Source organism: Streptomyces sp. NPDC005811 (genome assembly GCF_040630405.1).
Classification (GTDB): Bacteria; Actinomycetota; Actinomycetes; order Streptomycetales; family Streptomycetaceae; genus Streptomyces.
Window position 1 is genome coordinate 18,665 of record NZ_JBEXXK010000066.1, and the last position, 20,273, is coordinate 38,937.

Below are 20,273 nucleotides of genomic sequence, written 5' to 3' on the forward strand. Positions count from 1 at the left end.
ACAACAGGCAACAGAGTAGAGCGGCTGCTCCCCGCGTCCGCGGGGGATGCTCCCAGGGCCGAATCGGCCCAAGCGCCACGGGCCGCCTGCTCCCCGCGCCGCAGGGATGTTCCCGACCGCTACAACGCCATCGTCCCCCCGACCTACTGCTTCCCGCGCCGGGGGGATGTTCCCGCCCTCCACGTTGGGGGAGCGGGGCATCCGCTCTGCTCCCTGCGCCCGGGGGGATGTTCCCGAGGTTTTCGGCCACAGGGCCCAGACCGGAGGCCTGCTCGTTGCGCCCGCGGGGATGTTCCCCACGGTCACCACCGAAGAGCCGGCCGCCGTCCCTGCTCTCTGCGCCTGTGGGGATGTGACCGCGACCGCTGCCGTCGCCAGGCGGCCGGCCTTCTGTTTCTCGTGCCTGGGGGTGTTCTCTCCCTCTACGGCGGGGCGGCCGGCGTGACCGTCTGCTCGGTGTGTGTTCGGGTCATGGTCTGGGCCTGCGGGCAGGGCCGGCCGTATGTGTGTCTTGCTGGTCCTGGTGGGCGGGTTGGTGGAGTTCACTGTGCTGTGCCGGTACTGCCGGGAACGGGCAGCAGCCGTCCTGGCTTCTCCGGCCGGGCGGCCGGGCGGCGGGGTGGCGGTCCGCTGTCGTCTGGTTCCGGGGCTGGTCATCCCTGCCTGCCGGTATCTGTGCCGCCTGCTGCTGATCCCATCGGGCGCACCGTCCCCGGCTGCTGCACTGCGAATTCCGTGGCGGGCCTGTTTCGGTCGGGCCCTCACCACCCCTGGACACCCATGATCGCGGTGGCGGGGTCGCACGGCCGGTCAGGCACCAGCGGACACCGCGGGTCGGATGCCGGCCCGGTTCGGTCTGCTTCGGGCCGCCCGGGTCCGTTTGCCGGTCCCTGAGCGTGGTTGCGTCTTTGCGGCGGGCCGGGGCCGGATTCTTCCTGGCTCTACCTCCCGGACCGGGAGCGGGGGTTGCGGGGTTTGGCCTGGGAGGGGTGAGTGTCGTTGTGTGCCGGGCCGCTCCCGCATACCACCGCTTACGGGTGCGTGTGGTCGAGCCTCGGCCGTCCGGCCGTCCCCACCCGCTTCTGTCCGGGGGGTGGTCCGGCATCCGCACCCCCGCTGCTTCCCAGGGAGCCGTTATGCCTGCGATACCCCCGACTGACCGTGCCTGCGGGATGGCGTGCGCCGTCGCCGCTGAGTGTGCTCGACTGGCAGCGCCGCCAGGAGGCGTTCACCCGTACCAACCTCACCGCGCTGATGCTGGAATCGGCCCTGGCAGAGGGACACTGGACGATGATGCCGGTCGCCAGTACGCCCACCGCCCTGACCGGTCCCGGATTCTCCGCCCGGGTCCTGATGCTGACCGAGGCGGACTGCCTGCGCGAGGCCCGCACCTACAGCATCGGCCCGAACGCCACCGGCCTCGCCGTTGCGACCACCGCGGGCTCGCCCCCCAGGGAACCGGTCAGCCTCACACGCCTGCCTAGCCCGTGCGGCCTGATGCTCTTCGCCGACCCGATCGGCTCCGACACCGAGACCTACCGCACGAGTGACGGCGGCACGGTTGAGATCCACACCTCGATCGTGGCCATCTCCTGGTCCCTGTGAGACGGAACGCAGGACCGCATGAGCAACATCCCTCTGACCTGGCTCAGACGGAGCGGCCACGGCACCTTCATCGCCTGCCTCGGCCTGAAGGGCATCTGGATGCCGTTCTACGCCCCCGTGCCGGCGGCACCCTCGGGATCAAACCCCACCAGCCGGTCGGTATCCACCCCGACGGCACGGTCATCACCGCCACCGAAGCCGCGTCGGCGGACGAAGCGTTCACCAGGGGCAACCCGGGCCTGTACGGGCCTCTCGCCTGGAACAACGAACTCGTCCTGCCGCTGGGGGAGACCTTCGACCGACCCAGGCCCGGGACCGTCCAGCACTGGGCCGCCACCGTCTACACCACCTGGCAGATCATGCAGCAGAGCGGAAAGGCCCAGTTCACCGAAACCGTCCGCCACGCACCACCGCCCGCAGCCCGCAAGAAGGCGGCCCGCAAGGCCAGGCAGACCAACACCTCCACAAGGATCGGCGACAACGCGGTCTGTGTGGTCGACCTCGCTGCCCCTGCCCGCCCCGGACGCAAAGCCGCCGACCGTGACGCCGCCGCCTCCGACGGTCGCCGGACCGTGGCCTGGTCGTGCCGCTGGCCCGTCCCGCCCTACCGCCGCAACACCTGCCTCAACCCCTACCTCCATCACAAACTCGACGACGCCGGCCTCGAGTACCACGAGCACAAGGAGGAGATCATGCCGCTGCGTATCAAGGGCCCCGCCGACAAGCCCCTGCGTGTCAGCGGCGGGACCACCTTCACCTTCGACAGCCCCGCCCCGTAAACACCACCCCGGCCCCGCGCCCCGGACACCCCCCGTGCCCGAGGCGTGGGGCCGCGCCCGGTTTCCGCCCCGCCGCCCACCTGCCGCGTCTTGCCGGGCCGGCCGCCTACCGCGACCTGGTCACTGCCGTCAGCCAGTCCGTTCCCTGAGGGGAGTTCCGCCTTGACGGCCGCCGTGACCGGCCCCCACAGCGTCACGCCTGCTCAACGCCACCGACTCCACCCCCGACCCGGCGGTCCTCCCTCTACGCCTGGCCTTCCCCGCCAGCCCATGCAGTGGTGGCGAGGCTCACCCGGGCGACGCCACTGACGAGGCCTGCGGGGAAGCCACCTGGGGAGAGCTGTTCGACGACCCCGCGCCGGTCGTGTCCCTCGCCGGATACCTCCACGGCATGGCATACGGCGCCCGCCTGTTCGGCCCCGACGACAGCGTCGCCACCCACGCCGCCCACCTCGACCGCCTCTGACCCGGCCCCCGCACCTGCGCCGTCCAGCCCGTGCACCGACACCCTCAACACCCGGACCTGGAAGACCACTTGGCTCGAAGAAGTGGCGGCCCGCGACCCACTACGAGGTCGGCAGAACCGTCCAACGGCCCGAGACGATCATCGACCGGAACCAGCCCCGGCGCTGAAGAAGCACCTGGTTGATCATTTGGGGACCTCGTCAGGTTCGGCTGCGCCATCGCTCGCGGCCATCAGCCTGCCCAGTGTCCGTGCCGCAGCGGCAAGTTGCGGATGGTCGCCCCAGGCATTGGCCCGCCCCTTGGCCCGCTTGTCCAGCCCGGAGAGATGAGCAGCATAGAACGCGCGACCCGCTGCCGTGGCCTCATAGAACTGACATTCGTCGTCTCGATGTGTTCCTGCCGGGATCGGGGCGATCAATCCTGCTCGAAGCAGCGGATAGGCATGCCGGTCCAGCGCCAGCAGCGAGCCGAAGTAACGGGTGTCCCGCCCCTCCACCGCCCCGCGCAGCAGCCCCAGCTCGTGCAGCGGCAGATCCTCCACGGCATCCTCCTCGATCACTTGCCAGTGTCCCATGGGCAGGCGGGATGCAGGACTGCACGACCGGGACCATCAGTGCGCTGTAGGTTAAAGCACAAGCTGAGCGTGTCCCGGTCTTGTCTCTTCTGTCGGTCGCTGGACCGGGGTCTGGGGGAGTGGGTGACCACCACCGTGCCGTCGGGGCGGCCGCACTCCTTTGGGGCAGGGCGGGCCCGGCCGTGGCATACGTTCCGCTCCAGTTGCGTGGCTAGCCGGCCGGTGCCCGATGGCGGGGTCAGCCGGTGAACGCCCCGCACATTCTGCTCCCCGCGCCCGCGGGGATGGGATGTTCCCTCGAGGCGCACGCCTTCGGCTGCCTCTCCTTACCGCTCCTTGCGTCTGCGGGGTGTTCCCAGGGGGACGGCCAAGGACGGCTGCTCCCTGCGCCTGCGGGGATGTTCCCAGGGCGCGGTCCTGAAGCGGCTCCAACACGTTCTGCTTCCCGTGCCTGCGGGGATGTTCCCGACCGCTGCAACGCCAGAGTCCCCCCGACCTACTGCTCCCCGCACCCGCAGGAATGTTCCCCAGCGCATGGCCACCTTCGGCGGCCTGCTGCTCTGCTCTCCGCGCCTGCGGGGATGTTCCCGTCACGAAGTATGTGCAGGTCACGGAGATGGGCTGCTCCCCGCGCCCGCGGGGATGTTCCCTCATCCACGCTGGTGGGGCTGTCGCTCCCTGTCTGCTCCCCGCACCCGCGGGGATGTTCCCCTGTGCGTGGTGCGCTCCGACGAGTACGGCTACCGCTCCCTGCGCCCGCGGGGATATTCCCGGCACGGGCGTGGACCGCTACCTCAGCGGTGCCTGCTCCCCGCGCCCGCGGGGATGTTCCCGAGTTCGGCCACATCTTCGAGAAGTGGCGGGACTGCTCCCCGCGCCCGCGGGGAAGTCCCCTGAGCATGTGGCACGTTATCGTGGGAATCCATCTGCTACCCGCGCCCGCGGGGATGTTCCCCAGCACGAATGAAGCGCAGGACTCTTCGAGCGCTGCTCCCCGCGCCTGCGGGGATGTTCCCTACTGGAATCCCCAGGAGTACAAGGGCACTCACCGCTCCCCGCGTCCGCGGGGATGTTCCAGGCTTCTCCGACTTCCTCGGCGGCTCCCACCCCTGCTCTCCGCGTCTGCGGGGATGTTCCCGACGGCAGCAACGGCATGCAGTTCTCCATGTCTTGCTCCCCGCACCTACGGGGATGTTCCCCGGCTCATCTGGTGGCTGCGCACCAACCGCCTCTGCTTCCCGCGCCCGCGGGGATGTTCCCGGCCCGAAGGACTCCGTCCTCGCGGAGGTGACCTGCTCTCCGCGCCCGCGGGGATGTTTCCGCGTTCGGCTGCCCATAGAACTCCTGCTCCCTGCGCCAGGGGGATGTTCCCGACAAGGGCTGCCGGGGGAGCGGGCCGAACAACTGCTCGCCGCGCCCGGGGGGATGTTCCCCGGCCTGGCCCTTGAGGGCAGGGTCAGCGGTCCTGCTCCCCGCGCCCGCGGGGATGTTCCCAAGGCCGGCACTGTCAGTGGCCAGTTACTGATCTTTTCGGGTTGCGTTCGGGTGGTGACGTTGGGTGATCCCTGCGGTATGCCGGTGTTATGTGGTATGCGGATGGTGGGGGCCTGACTGCTGAGCGGCGGGCCGCGCGTGAAGGGATCCGGCTGGAGGCCGGGCGGAGGTTCGCACGGAGTGACAGGACCTCGGATATCGCCAAGGACCTGCGGGTGAGTGAGCGTTCGGTGGAGCACTGGCGCCGCAGCTGGCGTGAGGGCGGCATGAAGGCTCTGAAGTCGAAGGGGCCCGCGAAGCTGCCGAAGCTGTCGGACGAACGGTTCGCCCTGCTGGAGAAGGAGCTGGCCAAGGGGCCGGCCGCGCATGGCTGGGAAGATCAGCGGTGGACGCTGGAACGCGTCGCCATGCTGATCGGCCGCCAGTTCCAGATCAGCTGCTCGATCGCGGGAGTGTGGCGGCTCCTGCACCGTCACGGCTGGTCCTGGCAGAGTCCGGCCCGTCGCGCTCTGGAACGTGACGAGCACGCGGTCGAGCTCTGGAAGAAGGACGTGTGGCCGCAGGTGGAAGGACCGCGGCGGCGCTCGGGGCCTGGATCGTCTTCGAGGACGAGGCCGGGTTCGCGATGATGACGCCGCCACGAGCCCGCACGTGGGGCCGGCGCGGGCAGACTCCCGTGGTGCGAGTGCGGGGACGGTCCCGGCGGCGGATCTCCGTCGCCGCGATGTGCTGCTACCGGCCCGGCGAAAGGTCCCGGCTGATCTACCGGCCGCGCTTCCACCTGCTCCTCAGAGGAGCACGCAAGAGCTTCGCCTGGCAGGACTACCGCGACCTCCTGGTCCGCGCGCACCTGCAACTCGGCGCCCCCGTTGTTGTCGTCTGGGACAATTTGAACACCCACCGTGCCGCCGGCATGAGGAAGTACGCAGCCGACCACGACTGGCTCACCATCGTCCAACTGCCTTCCTACAGTCCTGACCTGAATCCCGTGGAAGGCATCTGGTCGTGGTTACGGCGCGGGCCGATGGCCAACACCGCATTCACCGACCCTGACCACCTCACCCGCACCCTCCGCCGAGGGCTCGCCCACATCCAGCGCCATCCCGAGCTTGTCGACGGCTGCCTCGCCGAGACCGGACTGACCCTCACCGCAGACCACCCGAAGCCAATCCGAAAAGATCAGTAGTTTTCCCCACTCACGGCCACTTCGTCTCCCCACCACGGCCACTTCGCGTACGCAGCGTGAGGTCACCCCTGGCGGCGCTCGCCCCACCACGGCAGGATCGGAGGCAGGTCGCTGAGGCCGCGAGCCGGCCGCTTCGGCATCGGCGACTCCCCATCGTCCCCTTCCCAACGGCGCGCGTACTGGTCCGGGAGGTTGCCCCAGCCCCAGTAGGGAACCGGGCGGTCGGGCGCCTCGCCGAGTTGCTCGCGGGGATCGATACGCCTCTCCGCCACCGTGCACAGGTGCGCCCAGTCATCTCCCATGTCGAAGACATAGGCGAACCGTTCGCCGGTCTGCAGCCTGCTCAGCTTGGTCACATGGCCGTCCACGGTGCCGTCCGGGGCCTCGCCGTCCCACCAGTCCAGCGGGCTGACGTGAGTGGCGTTGGACAACGTGAACAGGTGCAGATGAGCCAAGTCCCAGCGCGCGAAGGCGAGATCGATGGCCGAGGCAAGCTGCGCGAATGAGTGCGACCGAGCAGCGGCGAACACCCGGCCGGGCCGCGGCCACAGGTCCGCACCGTGACCGGAGACCAACTCCACCCGAATCGACAGCCAGGTACGAGCCACGTCAAAACCCCCTCATGCCAGATCCGCGAGCCAGCACCGAGGCTACTGACTGTGACAGCCGACCGGGGAATCGAGCCGGCTGTACGTGGGGAGTTTCTACTGGCCGCCGTCACGGCACCAAGTCCGCCTCGGTCACCGGCTGCTCTCCGCGCACGCGGGGATGTTCCCAACACGGGTAGCAGCGAGGGCGACGGCGTGTGCTGCTCCCTGTGCCCGCGGGGATGCTCCCGTGAAGCTGAACGTGGCCGGCACGGTGCCGGACTGCGCCCCGCACCCGCGGGAATGTTCCCGCCCCGTCCGTCGTGCCGGTGACCGTCACCCACCCGCCACCACATGCCCCGTCCACCCGAGCACACCCGCCACCGGCCAAGGCAACCCCCACCCCCCGACCCCCGTCGACGCTTCGGAAGATCATGAGGCGCATTAAGATGATTACCGACGCATTGCCGGATTGTGTGAAAGTGCTCAGGAATCCGCCCTCTCCGCGCTAAAGCACCAGGCCAAACAGACTGCTCCCCGCGTCTGCGGGGATGTTCCCGGGCCGCCGAACCGGTAGGGCGAGGAACTGTCCTGCTCCCCGCGTCTGCGGGGATGTTCCCCGGATACGAGGCGGGCGGCATGAGGGAGCCCGCTGCTCCCCGCGCCTGCGGGGATGTGACCACGACCACTGTCGTCGCCCGGCTTTCTGCTCCCCGTGCCCCGTGGGGATGTTCCCTCATCCACGCTGGTGGGGCTGTCGCTCCCTGTCTGCTCCCTGCGCCTGCAGGGGTGTTCCCGGCTGGGGGGACGTCCGACTCGGGGGACGACTGCTGCTCTCCGTGCCCCGTGGGGATGTTTCGTGGACCGGGATGTGCAGCAGGAACCTGAAGGCCTGCTTTCCGTGCCCGTGGGGGTGTTCCTGCCACCGGGGACACTCCACCCCCGTTGCTGTGCTGTTCACTGCGCGTGTGGGGGTGTTGCCCGGCCCTGTACCGGCTTGGGGGTCTGGGTGTTCTGCTTCTTGCGCGTGTGGGGATGTTCCTGCGCTGGGCCGGTGGGGGAGCGGCCTCCTGCCCTGCCCTGCGGGGAGGCCGCCCGGGGAGAGCTGTTCGACGATCCTGTGCCGGTCGAGTCCCTCGCCGGATACCTCCATGGCATGGCATACGGCGCCCGCCTGTTCGGCCCCGACGACAGCGCCGGACGTCCCGTGTCCGGCAACATCGCCTGGTAGGAGGCGGATGACGACGGTTCGATCCTCGTGACGGCCGCCGTGACCCGCCCCCGTACCGTCACCGCCCGCGACAACCGACCCGTCCGTACGTGTGCCGTTTGCGTCCTGCTGTCTGTCCTGTGCACGCGGGTGTGGGGGTTGTGGTGGTCGTGGGGCCGTGCCGGCCAGGGGATGGGCCTTGCGGTGACGTCCCGGTACAGGCCAGCCCCCCACCTCGCTGCCCGCCTCGTGCCGCCCGCCCGGGGGTCACCTGTCGTCGGCTGTCGTTGGCGGTCGGCGCACGGTCCCCGCGCTGGCGGAGTCCGCGTCTGCGGTGTGCCGTCCGGGCCCCCATGCTCCGGCCGGTCCGGCCGCTGCCTTGCCCTTTCCCCCAGATCGGTGTGGGGCCCGGCTGTCGGGGTGCTCGCTGTGCTGTCCGTCTGCGGTGGTTGCGGTGGTTGCCGGGGCCGCCGTCATGGTCACGATGCCTGCCGCGCCCCGCCGAAACGAGGGCGTCCTTCAGGCGGTCCACTCCTGCCCCGTTCTCGTGAAGGAAGCCAGTTCTGTGATCCGTACTGCCGCTCTGCAGAAGTCCCGTGCCGCCCGGATAGACGTGGTGCCGCTCCGGCGGGCGGACCATGCCGACTATTTGGCTCTGCTCGATCTGACCACGTCCGGTGCGGGTGTGCCCCGGGAAGCCGGGCAGATCCTTGCCCTGCCTCCGCTGCGGGCGCTTTTCACGCACGGCCCTGCCCTGTGCCTGAGTGCCCGCTCCCGTCGCAGCTCTAACCCCAAGCCGGTGGGTGCGGTCTTCGCGTCGTTCCCGGACTGGGCCCATGAACACCCCCTGACGCGGCAGGACCCCGAACTGTCCGACCTGCTCGGCCGTACCGCTCTCCTCGTCTACGGCCTGGCCGTCACGCCGAGGTGCCGTCGGCAGGGCGTCGCCCGCGCCCTGCTCGCCGGGGCGGAGGGCCGGGCCCGACACACCGGCTACCGGCTGGCCACCCTCATCCACCAGCCCGAGCTCGCCCCGTTCTACCGGCGTCTGGGATACACCTCCGCGAACCACGTCACGATCGTCATGCCTCATGCCGCGATGGGGCTGACCCAGCCGCCGCCCTTCATGACTGCCGTCAAGGCTCTCCACGCCGACGTGCACATCCGCACGGTGCCTGGCGCTCCGGGGCCGGTGGTGACCGGTCTCCTGCCCGGCTGGGAGATCCCGCCCACCGTCCGCTTCCACAACGGAGAGCTCATCGCCTGCTCCCCCACCGTGCACTACCCCTGCCTCCTCTGACCACAGGAGGCAGGGGCAGTTGCGTTCCCGCCCCGCTCGTCGTGTCCGGTTGCGTGTGTTGCCCTGCCCTGGGCGATGGTCGGGTCAGCGGCCAGGAGCGAGCGGTGTCCCCCCTTTCCCGTCTCTTCGGGCCGCCCCGGCCCGGGAACGCCCGGCTCCCGTGCGGCAGTGCCCGCCCACCAGCTCGGGAACGCCGAGGACTGTTCGGTCCCCGTCCGGGAGCGTCCGCCACGGCAGACGCACGCCCCCTACCCCCCTTTATTCGCGGAGGACTTTCGTGAAGGTGACACCCAGCGGCTACGTCCTGGAGTTCCCGCATGTCCTGGACGGGCTGCGGGCCACGGCAGGCCAGTGCAAGAACCCGGCACATCTCGCCTTCGTGACCGCCGCGGTCACCGCGTTCGAGGAGGAGGGCCCGGACGCCGAACCCGCCCTGAACGGCTGCCCCCAGGCCGCCGCACGGCTGATCTTCGACGAGGTCACCGAGGCGTACATCACCACCGAGCAGGCCACCCGCATCCAGGCCCGCAACAGCACCCTGGTCCGCGCCTTCCAGCTCCCCTACACCAGCCACCGCCGCGCCCGGGCCCGCCAGGCCGAGCAGCAGCGCCGCCTCCGCAACGCCACCGGCCTGGAACGGCTGCGCCACCTCCTGACCATCCCGCTCCCCTGACCGCCCCGCGTCCGCCCGCCACACCCACCGGCGCCGAGCACCCGCCCTCCGGCCCCGCCCCTGCACGGGGGACGGGGCCGGGCCGCGTGCACGCCCGCTCCCTGACTCCACCCCGCACCGCCGTGCCGGGCGAGGCCCCACACCGCGCCCCGCCACACCGCGCCCTGCCCGGGCCGGACTCAACCCGCCCCGTCCGGTCCCTGACCCTCACCTCTGCCTCGCGGTCTGGGGTCGTGCCGCTTGCCGTCCGGTGCCGGAGGGTGGGTCCGGCCGGTGAACGCCCCGCACGAACCCCCGCACCCCGGCTGGGGGTTGGTGTGCCGTGTGTGCCCGGTAGCGCCGGGTACGAGGAGCGGCCCCCCCGTCCCCGGCCCCCGTCCCCGGCCCCCCGGCCTCCTGCGGCCGCGCCGCCCGGCCCGCCCCCGGGGACCCCTGGTGTGGGCCGGGCGGCATACCCGCCGCCGGTCACCGCTTGTGGGGCTTGCCGGCCGGCGCTGCATGGTGTGTGTGCACGACATTTCTGTGCACCGTCCGACCCCGTCAAGGAGCAGGAGGCCACCTGGATGACTGTGACCCGATGGTGTGTCAGCACCCACAGCGGCAGGACCATGACCACCCTGTGGCCCGACCACTCGTATGCCCCGGTCAATGTCTACGACAACGGCTGGCTCGTCCGGGTCAGGGCCCGTGTCCGCACGGGACACTGCCGGGCCTGCCTCGGCGCCGGCTGCGGGAAGCCCGAGGTCACACCGTCCTACGACGGCCCCTGCTCGCGCGTCCCGCAGGAATTGATCACACGCGGCCGGATGCTGATGCCCGGCTGGCAGCCGGACCCCGCCGAACCGGTCGACGTACCGACCGCGGGCACCCCCGCACTGCAGCCCGGCAGCGTCTGACGGTCCGCCTCACCCCGGCCCGCCTCCGATTCGCGGGGGCGGGCCGTCTCCATGACCGCCCGACACGGCCCTCACACCCCGGACACCGCGGGGGCGTACCCCGCTGCGCCCTGTCCGGGCCGACGCGACCCGCCCCGGCCCGTCGCGCCTTCCCGCACCGCGTGCTCGGGGGGTTGCGCCGTTAACCCTCCGGGGCCGCATGCTCAGTCCCGCCGGTGGACGCCCCGCACGCCCCCTCCTGCCCCGGGGGGTTGGTGTGCTGTGTGCGCCCGGCCGGGCCGGGCCGCGCCGGACACGGGACTTCCCCCTTCCCGTACCGCGCGGCCCGGCCACCCCCGAAGCCTTCACCACCCCGTGCCCGCCCGGCCCTGCCGTGAGCCCGTCCTGCCGCGCCTGCCCGGCCGGGCCCCGGTCCGGTCTGGTCCGGTCTGTTCGGCCGGGGGGGGGCTGGTGTGCCCGTCACGGAGTCCCGCGTTGATGTCCCGGACCCGCCGGCCCGCCCGGCGTGGTGCCGCCCGGATCAAGGCCGCCGCTGTGCTGGCCGTGCTCCTCGCCCTCACCCTCGCCGCCCTCGCCATCTCCGCCGGCGCCCTCCCCACCGGTACCGAGCCCCGCCCCGGACCCGCCCGCCGGGTCCAGCCTCGGGCCCGCCGCCGGGCCCGGCCCCGGCCGCGCCCGGGGTGCGCGGCGTCGTACCCGCCGCGCGTCCGTCCGGGCCGGGGGACCGCGAGCCCGCGCGGGCCGTACGGCATACCCGGTCCGGGCGTTCCTGAGGCTCAGTCCGGTCGGTGAACGGACCCGCACGCCCCCGGACCTGCCCAGGGGTTCGTGTGCCTGCCCGGCACTGCCGGGCACGCACAGCGGCCGCCCCGTCCCCTTGCGGCCGCGCGGCCCGGAACTGCCGGGCTGCGGGAACCCTCACGGCCCTCTTCTTCCTGCGCCCCGGCACCAGACATACCGCCCGCGCGCCGCCCGCTACGCGCACCGTCCGCGCCGAGCGCATCCACCGGTACGGCCCCGGCCCCGCGGTCCGACCTGCCCGTTCCCGGGCAGTTGCAGCCGTTCCTGCGCCCTCCGAGGCCGTGCCTTGCGCGCCTTGACCGTTTCTGTTCCACGGTTCAGGCCATCGGCGACCGGGACACCGACCCCGCCGCCACCCGAACCCCGACTTCACCGACGGAGCACCCTTCCCGATGCCGCACCCCGCCACACCCCCCGCCCCGATACCCGCTGCGTCCCGCCCCGTTCTCCACCACGCCCGGCGTGCCGAACGCTGCCGCGCACAACTCGCCGAGTTCTGGGGCAGACCCGTCGACGGCCTGCCACGGGGCATGGACCTGATGCAGGCCATGCACATCACCGCGACCGGCACCGACCTCGTGGACGAGCCCGCCTTCGTGGACCTCTACCACACGATGTGCTCCAACTTCGCCTACGCCTACCGCACCTGCGAGGTGTGGGTCGCCCCCCACAGCATGGCTGAACAGATCGCCGGGCATCCCTTCGCACGCCACGACTGGGAGATCATCGGCAACCTGGAGGACGCCGCGCCCGCCCGCGACGGACTCGCCTGTTTCCCCACCCCCGTCCAGCTCGACGGCCTGTACCCCGTCCACGGCATCGCCTGGCACATGGAAGGCACCGGCGACGACCTGGCCCTGGCCGTGGAGACCCTCACCACCACAGGGCTGCTCCCCACCCGCCTGCCCCCACTCCTCGCGCCTGCCCCGCCACCCGCTGTGCCCCAACAGCGTCACCGTCCTCTACGAGGGCATCCTCACCGGCTACAGCAACCCCGAACTGTGGGGCGCACCCGGCAAAGACACCGCCCTGGCGCTCGCCCTGGCCTTCTGGGAACTGCGCCGCCCCCACGAACGCAACGGGGGCGAAGACACACTGACCGTCTCCCCGCACACCATCGGCAACACCAGGAACACCGGCCGCAACCGGAAGAACAAGCCCACCCAGAGCCCACGCAGGCGGCCGATCCACATCATCCGCGAACCTCTCACCACCCCCGCCCCCCAGGACCGCGACAGACCGGCTACCGACGGCGGTGCAGGACCCAGGTGGAAGGACGACACCCTGCGCTGGGAGGTCTCGCAGACATACCAGAACCGGTGCCCGAACCCGCACAAGCACCGCGCCGTCATCGAAGCCGGCGGCCAATGCGAACCCGTGAGCGTCCCCGTCAAGGCCCACGTCAACGGGCTCAAAGACCGCGACGTCGACCCCCGCCGCGCCGGACGGATCGTGCCCGACCGGCCAACCCGCCCACGCGATGCCACCCGCACCTGACCCCCTGCCTTCCCGGCCCCCGGCCTGCGCCCCTGCGCGCGTGCCGGGGGCCCTCGCGCACCCGCCGAGCGGCCGGGCCGCGCGCCGGCCCCTGCACCCGAACACCGGCCCCGACGCCCGGACACTCCACCCCGGGGCGGTCCCGCCCCGCATCCCCGTCTCGTGGCAACCGCCCCCGGCCGTTGACCGCCCTGCGCCCGCGCCCGGCCCCGGCCGGTCGAACGCCGCGGTCAAGCGCAGCCGCAACAATCACCCGCCCCCGCCCCCGATCGGAAGATCATGAGGTGCTTTGAGATGCTTACCGGTGTATTGCCAGATTTTATGAAAGTGCTCAGGAATCCGCCCTCTCCGCGCTAAAGTGCCAGGTCAAATAGCCTGCTCCCCGCGCCCGCGGGGATGTTCCCGAGCGGTTCTACAACTCCGACATCGGCACGATCTGCTCCCCGCGCCCGCGGGGATGTTCCCACACGGAACCTGCAACCATCACCGCGCAGGATCTGCTCCCCGCGCCCGCGGGGATGTTCCCGCGTCGATCACATCGGACGCGGGGGACACCCTCTGCTCCCCGCGCCCGCGGGGATGTTCCCTATGCCTCACAATGAGGCATAGTTCAAGGGTTCTGCTCCCCGCGCCCGCGGGGATGTTCCCCCCGTCGTCTCCTCGACGACGACGCAGTACGACTGCTCCCCGCGCCTGCGGGGATGTTCCCCACACGGCGGCCGCGGACTCCCAGGACCCGTACTGCTCCCCGCGCCCGCGGGGATGTTCCCGCCCGCATCACCGCCCCCCAGATCTGGGTCCCCTGCTCCCCGCGCCCGCGGGGATGTTCCCGGACCGCGATCATCACCGCGGTTGCCGTGGACCTGTTCCCCGCGCCTGCGGGGATGTTCCCCACATCTTCATCAGCCTGGAAATGAACGACTCCTGCTCCCTGGGTGTGCGGGGATGCTCCCTCCCCGGCTTCGACGACCGGATCCTCCGCAGGCTCTGCTTCCTGCGCCAGCGGGGATGTTCCCCACGAGATCCGCGAGAAGGGCAAGGAAGGCCACTGCTCCCCGCACCCGCGGGGATGTTCCCCACTCCAGGTCCACGTCGTAGGTGCCGGCCGACTGCTCCCCGTACCCGCGGGGATGTTCCCAGGTACGGCGACCAGGCGATGACGCACTGGAACTGCTCCCCGCGCCCGCGGGGATGTTCCCGACGTCACGATCGGGTCCGAGAAGGGCAACGCCTGCTCTCCGCGCCTGCGGGGATGTTCCCACCCCGTCGGGCTTCGTGTTCGCGGTGGCCGTCTGCTCCCGCACCCGCGGGGATGTTCCCAGGGCGGTGCCCACCTGCGACACGGTGCCGAGCTGCTCCCCGCGCCCGCGGGGATGTTCCCGCGGCCCGGGCCGCGGCCGACAAGACCCTCGCCTGCTCCCCGCGCCTGCGGGGATGTTCCCGAGCCGCCGGTGGCGCCGGTGCCCGTGGTGGTCTGCTCCCCGCGCCCGCGGGGATGTTCCCTGCCCCGCCGGGTGTCCGCCGAGCGGCTGGACCTGCTCCCCGCGCCTGCGGGGATGTTCCCGCCGCCAGGCTGATCGGCCTGCGTGAGCGCATCTGCTCCCCGCACCCGCAGGGATGTTCCCGGTCCAACCGGTGCCCTTGTACCTGCCGGGGGCTGCTTCCCGCGTCCGCGGGGATGTTCCCCCGGCATAGATCAGCAGCGCTGCCGCGCCCGCCTGCTCCCCGCGCCCGCGGGGATGTTCCCGTGCGGATGCGTGGCCACTCGCATCGAAGGGCCTGCTCCCCGCGCCCGCGGGGATGTTCCCGGCCGTCGGGCCGGGCGTCCGGGCACGGCAGTCTGCTTCCCGCGCCTGCGAGGATGTTCCCGGACCGCGATCATCACCGCGGTTGCCGTGGACCTGCTCCCCGCACCCCGGGGATGTTCCCCCGCCGGACGTGGCGAGAGCCGCCACGCTCATCTGCTCCCCGCGCCCGCGGGGATGTTCTCAGGCTCAGCGTGGCATGTGACGCGCTGGGGCTCTGCTCCCCGTACCCGCGGGGATGTTCCCACCTTCACGGTGACGGTCGGGTTGGCGCTGTTCGGCTCCCGCGCCCGCGGGGGTGTTCCCAGAGAAAGAAGAGGCCCCGATGGCCACATCATCTGCTCCCCGCGCCTGCGGGGATGTTCCCGTGGGTGATCCTCACGCGGGGGTCACCTCCTCCTGCTCCCCGCACCCGCGGGGATGTTCCCGCCATGGCGCGCGCGTCGGTCTGGTCGTGGGCCTGCTCCCCGCACCCGCAGGGATGTTCCCGGGGACCCCGGCATCCTGTTCGAAGGCAACAACTGCTCCCCGCGCCTGCGGGGATGTTCCCGTGGCCCGGGGGCGCCACCGCAGCGCGTGACCTCTGCTCCCCGCACCCGCGGGGATGTTCCCAACGTGTACGTGCTGGGCAAGGGCAGCGGCCACTGCTCCCCGCGCCCGCGGGGATGTTCCCGTCTCTACGCCGCGATCTCGAAGGAGGCTGTCCTGCTCCCCGCGCCCGCGGGGATGTTCCCTCCTGGACCCCGAGCAGGACGGTACCGACGCGCTGCTCCCCGCGCCCGCGGGGATGTTCCCCAGAGCAGCGGGTTGTCCGGCGACCAGGGCGGCTGCTCCCCGCGCCTGCGGGGATGTTCCCATCGTCAACGCGCGCGCGAGGCTCGTGAACGCCTGCTCCCCGCGCCTGCGGGGATGTTCCCTCAGTTCGACTGTTTTAGTGGCGTCACCCAGACTGCTCTCCGCGCCCGCGGGGATGTTCCCCTTCACATCTGGTCCCGCCCGACGGGCGCCGACTGCTCCCCGCGCTTGCGGGGATATTCCCGGCACGACGCCCAACTACGGGTTCCGGCAGGCCTGCTCCCCGCGCCCGCGGGGATGTTCCCCTGTCCATAGCCGTGGACGAGAACGCTCAGCTCTGCTCCCTGCTCCCGCGGGGATGTTCCCAGATCTGGGACACGCTTCCCCAGCGCTGCGCCCTGCTCCCCGCGCCCGCGGGGATGTTCCCCCGTACGCGGAGGCGCACGACCGCGAGTCCGCCTGCTTCCCGCGTCGGCGGGAATGTTCCCAACGACGTGCCGTACGACCGGACGAAGAACTACTGCTCCCCGCGCCCGCGGGGATGTTCCCTGTTCGGGTCTGCGTGTATGCGCATTGCGCGTCTGCTCCCCGCGCCCGCGGGGATGTTCCCATCGCGTCGCCCAGGGCCTGGCTCGGGCTCGTCTGCTCCCCGCGCCCGCGGGGATGTTCCCGAGCTGCCGAACGGCGGCCTCACGAAGTGGCTCTGCTCCCCGCATTCGCGGGGGATGTTCCCGGTGAAGCTGGTGCAGGCCGACATCATCCCCGCTGCTCCCCGCGCCCGCGGGGATGTTCCCGACTGCTGGACGAGATCTCAGCCAGCGCCCGACTGCTCCCCGCACCCGCGGGGATGTTCCCCACTCGTTCGTACCGGACGCCCCCGACAGCTGCTGCTCCCCGCGCTCGCGGGGATGTTCCCATCGTCGTCGTTTCGAGGTATTAGGGCTCTGCCTGCTCCCCGCGCCTGCGAGGTTGTTCCCGGACTGCGATCATCACCGCGGTTGCCGTGGACCTGCTCCCCGCGCCTGCGGGGATGTTCCCCTCGGCAAAGTGGGGCGAGAACGGCTGCCGACTGCTCCCGCGTCTGAGGGGATGTTCCCAACACCGACCTGGGCGCGAACTGGGTTGTGGTCTGCTCCCCGCGCCTGCGGGGATGTTCCCGCCGCGGACCGCGGCTCGACCGGCAACTTCGCCTGCTCCCGGCGCCTGTGGGGATGTTCCCATCGTCAACGCGCTCGCGAGGCTCGTGAACGCCTGCTCCCCGCGCCTGCGGGGATGTTCCCTGGTGGGGATGGACGTGCGCGATCCCGGCCTCCTGTTCCCCGCGCCTGCGGGGATGTTCCCCACGAGGGCATGCCGGTCATCTGTATGCGGTCCTGCTCCCCGCGCCCGCGGGGATGTTCCCCATGCGGCTTGGTTCTGCGGGGCCCTGGCCACCTGCTCCCCGCGCCCGCGGGGATGTTCCCGACCGCTACAACGCCATCGTCCCCCCGACCTACTGCTTCCCGCGCCGGGGGGATGTTCCTGCCCTCCACGGTGGGGGAGCGGGGCATCCACTCTGCTCCCCGCACCCGCGGGGATGTTCCTGAGCTCAACGACCTTCCCGACCAGGTCGGCCCCTGCTCCCCGCGCCTGCGGGGATGTTCCCAGCTTCCCGTCCCGGAGGCGATAGCCAACGAGGCTGCTCCCTGAGCCTGCGGGGATGTTCCTGAGCACGAGCCGGCTGACGCCGGAAAGTTCTACTGCTCCCCGCACCCGCGGGGATGTTCCCAGCACGGGCCGCGGGGGCCCGAGCAGGACCCCCTGCTCCCCGCGCCCGCGGGGATGTTCTCCCGTACGCGGAGGCGCACGACCACGAGTCCGCCTGCTTCCCGCGTCGGCGGGAATGTTCCCAACGACGTGCCGTACGACCGGACGAAGAACTACTGCTCCCCGTGCCCGCGGAGATGTTCCCGAGCCGGTCGTCCCGCGGTCGACCGCGTTGATCTGCTCCCCGCACCCGCGGGGATGTTCCCGTGTACGAGTGGGACGCGGCGTGCCTGGGGCGCTGCTCCCCGCACCTGCAGGGATGTTCCCAAGTCCTTGCTGCGGGAGATCCTCAACATGGGCTGCTCCCCGCACCCGCGGGGATGTTCCCCATGCGGCTTGGTTCTGCGGGGCCCTGGCCACCTGCTCCCCGCGCCCGCGGGGATGTTCCCAACCCGATCATGGGCCCGATGGGCGGCCACGACTGCTCCCCGCACCCGCGGGGATGTTCCCGATCTGTACTCGCGGCCGCTGCGCTGGAAGGACTGCTCCCCGCGCCCGCGGGGATGTTCCCAGCTCCGGCACCTTCGGGTCGCGGCGCGGGGCCTGCTCCCCGCGCCCGCGGGGATGCTCCCGTGCCGTCGATCTGCCGGCAGCGGTACATCGCCTGCTCCCTGCGCTTGCGGGGATGTTCCCGGTGGCGACTGGGACGCGGCCACTGGGTTTGCCTGCTCCCCGGGTCTGCGGGGATGTTCCCCGGGCGCAGGGCCGGTCGCCGCACGGGCCGTACTGCTCCCCGCGCCCGCGGGGATGTTCCCATCGTCGTCGTTTCGAGGTACCAGGGCTCTGCCTGCTCCCCGCACCTGCGGGGATGTTCCCGAGGTCATGGTCCTGGGCAAGGGCGAGGGCCACTGCTCCCTGCGCCTGCGGGGATGTTCCCTACCCGCAGCCGCTCGCGCGGCTCGCGGTCAACTGCTCCCCGCACCCGCGGGGATGTTCCCTCACCGGCCGGTGTCAGCTCGCCTGCTCGCACCTGCTCCCCGTGTCTGCGGGGATGTTCCCGCCTGCTTGGCGCTGAGCATCGCGGGCAGGGCCTGCTCCCCGTGTCTGCGGGGATGTTCCCCACGATCGGGTCCGCGGCGGCGTTCTCACCCCCTGCTTCCCGCGTCTGCGGGGATGTTCCCAGGTCGGTGATCGACAGCACCGACGCGGCGGCCTGCTCCCCGCGCTTGCGGGGAACTGCTTCCTGCGTTTGTGGGGGTGTTGCCAGCCAGTGGTGGCAGCGGCTGGATCCAGGGGGCTGTTTCCGGTGTCCGGCCCGGTCGCCCGCGGCCCGTGTGTAGCCGGGAGTGAAGCCGTTCACTGTTGCTGGTGTCCTGCCGTGTGCGGGCCTGTCCCCTGCCCGCACCTCCGGCACCCTGCTGGCACCCTCGGCACCCTGCCCGCACCCCCGGCAGCCTGCTGGTACCGCCGGGCGCCTGGGCTTTGGGCCCCCGTGTTGTGGTTCCCGCTTGGGGGTGCGGGGTTGTGTGGCTACCGGTAGTTCGTTAAATCCGGAGGTAGAGGTCATCACCGGACACGGCATTGACCTCTACCTCCGGATTTAACGAACTACCGGTAGCTGCTCCGGTTGGGCGCCACCGTTCACCGCAAGAACGGTCCTGCGGTGTGCTCTGCCCGCCTCTGGTGGACCCTCGGGGATGGAGGTCAGGCGACCCCAGCCCGTCCAGCAGGGCCTGGACCCTGCGGCGCACCCGCGTCCTGACCGTGGCCCCTGCGCCGCGGGTGTTGCAGGTCTGCCCGGTGCAGCAGTGTGACGCGCTGGTTCTGTACTGCCTGCTCGGTTGCGGCAAGCACGGCTGCCGCCGGTGTGATGGGCCTGGACGCGAGCAAGGTCCGCTACCTCGTCCTGTCCGCGTCAGCCGTCCGCCGCCAGGCCGTGCGACCCTCGGCCCCCGCCCGGCCGTCCGCGCGGCCTGACGGGCGCCCCCGGGCAGATGCGACCGCAGCTTTCCGGGATCGGTCCGCCCCCCGTGACCGCTCAGCAGCAGCAGCGCATGGTGCAGCTGGCCCGGAGCGCTCGGCGTATCAGGCGGACGGCTGCGGCCTCTGGTCGCCGGCTGGGGGCACGGTCGCGTCGGGGGTGGTGTAGAAGACGGCAGTGCCCTGCTTGGTGCGCTGGGCCTGGTTCTTGGCCACGAGGCCTTCCAGCGTCGTGCGGACCACGGTGGTCTTCACCGTCCGCTCGGGATGCAGCTGTCCCAGCGCGGTGGTGATCTCGGCAGCAGAGCGGGGCTCTGCCTGGCCGGCCAGGTGCTCCCGTACGAGGTCCACCAGCTTGGGCGGGGCAGGCTGTGGGTCCAGCTCCGCAGCCGGGGCGGCGGTCTTGTTGCTGGTGCGCTTCTTCGCCGGGGCGGGCTTCTTGACCTCGCTCTGCCTGGCCGCACCGGATGCTGCGGCCTTCTTGCGGGGAGCGGGTACCTCTGTGACGGGCTCGGCGGCAGGCGCATCGGGCGCCGCCGGGACACCGAGGGCCTGCTGGAGGTTCACCAGGACGGTGTGATCGTGCCGCACGGCGGCCAGCTGCTCCTGCAGCGCTTCGATCTCACCGCTGAGGCGTTCCTGCTCCTTGAGGTTGCGTTCCAGATCGCCTGCGACCTGGGCGTTGTACTGGGAGGTCAACTCGGTGGTGGGGGTGGTGGTTTCGGACATGATGCTCACAGCCTTCCTGTGTGCTGCGGCCGATGAGTGGCGAGCCCATGGCGTAGGCGAAGTCGGAGGTTCGTGCTGTCCCGCCTGCTGCCGCGGTGGCAGCGGCCGTTACCGGCGCACATGTTTGGTGTAGCGATAGTACGGAAGGCGG

General features: G+C 71.5%; 12 protein-coding genes, 1 pseudogene and 1 CRISPR repeat array. Of the genes and pseudogenes, 10 read left to right on the top strand and 3 right to left on the bottom strand.

The genetic code is table 11. The features are described from left to right. Positions 1 to 1,161 precede the first annotated feature (1,161 nt). From ABZ490_RS44470 to ABZ490_RS44480, 3 genes and pseudogenes are all read left to right on the top strand, one after another. Positions 1,162 to 1,605, top strand: coding sequence for a hypothetical protein (locus ABZ490_RS44470; RefSeq protein WP_359003967.1), 444 nt, complete (start codon positions 1,162 to 1,164; stop codon positions 1,603 to 1,605). After that, the gene (locus ABZ490_RS44475; protein WP_359003970.1) at positions 1,602 to 2,384 is read left to right on the top strand and encodes a hypothetical protein; all 783 of its coding nucleotides are present in this window, start codon (positions 1,602 to 1,604) and stop codon (positions 2,382 to 2,384) included. Before ABZ490_RS44470 ends, ABZ490_RS44475 begins: the two co-directional genes overlap by 4 nt. 474 nt (positions 2,385 to 2,858) lie before the next feature. After that, positions 2,859 to 3,017, top strand: a pseudogene (locus ABZ490_RS44480) (transposase); the annotation flags it as partial. A 16-nt stretch (positions 3,018 to 3,033) separates the two neighbouring features. On the opposite strand, the gene ABZ490_RS44485 reads toward ABZ490_RS44480, so the two are convergent. After that, on the bottom strand, positions 3,034 to 3,390 hold the full coding sequence (locus ABZ490_RS44485) for a hypothetical protein (protein ID WP_359003973.1): 357 nt from the start codon (positions 3,388 to 3,390) through the stop codon (positions 3,034 to 3,036). Positions 3,391 to 5,006: 1,616 nt separating this feature from the next. Here ABZ490_RS44485 and ABZ490_RS44490 point away from each other — a divergent pair. Beyond that, positions 5,007 to 5,546 carry a winged helix-turn-helix domain-containing protein gene (locus tag ABZ490_RS44490; protein WP_359003976.1) on the top strand — a complete coding sequence of 180 codons (540 nt, stop codon included), beginning with the start codon at positions 5,007 to 5,009 and terminating at the stop codon, positions 5,544 to 5,546. Then, entirely contained in the window at positions 5,546 to 6,103 is a 558-nt protein-coding gene (locus tag ABZ490_RS44495; RefSeq protein WP_359004065.1) for a transposase, read from the top strand. Before ABZ490_RS44490 ends, ABZ490_RS44495 begins: the two co-directional genes overlap by 1 nt. A 62-nt stretch (positions 6,104 to 6,165) precedes the next feature. Here the strand turns inward: ABZ490_RS44495 and ABZ490_RS44500 are convergent, their stop codons facing one another. Continuing rightward, positions 6,166 to 6,711, bottom strand: coding sequence for a hypothetical protein (locus ABZ490_RS44500; RefSeq protein WP_359003979.1), 546 nt, complete (start codon positions 6,709 to 6,711; stop codon positions 6,166 to 6,168). 1,033 nt (positions 6,712 to 7,744) lie between these two features. Between ABZ490_RS44500 and ABZ490_RS44505 the strand changes: the two genes are divergently transcribed. From ABZ490_RS44505 to ABZ490_RS44525, 5 genes are all read left to right on the top strand, one after another. Then, complete coding sequence (locus tag ABZ490_RS44505; protein WP_359003982.1) at positions 7,745 to 7,921, top strand: hypothetical protein; 177 nt, start codon at positions 7,745 to 7,747, stop codon at positions 7,919 to 7,921. Positions 7,922 to 8,465: 544 nt separating this feature from the next. After that, complete coding sequence (locus ABZ490_RS44510; protein ID WP_359003985.1) at positions 8,466 to 9,200, top strand: GNAT family N-acetyltransferase; 735 nt, start codon at positions 8,466 to 8,468, stop codon at positions 9,198 to 9,200. A gap of 277 nt (positions 9,201 to 9,477) precedes the next feature. Continuing rightward, positions 9,478 to 9,873, top strand: coding sequence for a hypothetical protein (locus ABZ490_RS44515; protein ID WP_359003988.1), 396 nt, complete (start codon positions 9,478 to 9,480; stop codon positions 9,871 to 9,873). A gap of 563 nt (positions 9,874 to 10,436) precedes the next feature. Beyond that, positions 10,437 to 10,769: a hypothetical protein gene (locus tag ABZ490_RS44520; RefSeq protein WP_359003991.1), complete on the top strand. Its 333-nt coding sequence runs from the start codon at positions 10,437 to 10,439 to the stop codon at positions 10,767 to 10,769. Positions 10,770 to 11,246: 477 nt separating this feature from the next. Next, complete coding sequence (locus tag ABZ490_RS44525; RefSeq protein WP_359003994.1) at positions 11,247 to 11,561, top strand: hypothetical protein; 315 nt, start codon at positions 11,247 to 11,249, stop codon at positions 11,559 to 11,561. Between the two features lie 1,881 nt (positions 11,562 to 13,442). Then, positions 13,443 to 18,677: direct repeats of the CRISPR family, unit length 29 nt; unit sequence CTGCTCCCCGCGCCCGCGGGGATGTTCCC. 821 nt (positions 18,678 to 19,498) lie between these two features. Here the strand turns inward: ABZ490_RS44525 and ABZ490_RS44530 are convergent. Next, complete coding sequence (locus ABZ490_RS44530) at positions 19,499 to 20,122, bottom strand: hypothetical protein (protein WP_359003997.1); 624 nt, start codon at positions 20,120 to 20,122, stop codon at positions 19,499 to 19,501. Between the last annotated feature and the right edge of the window lie 151 nt (positions 20,123 to 20,273).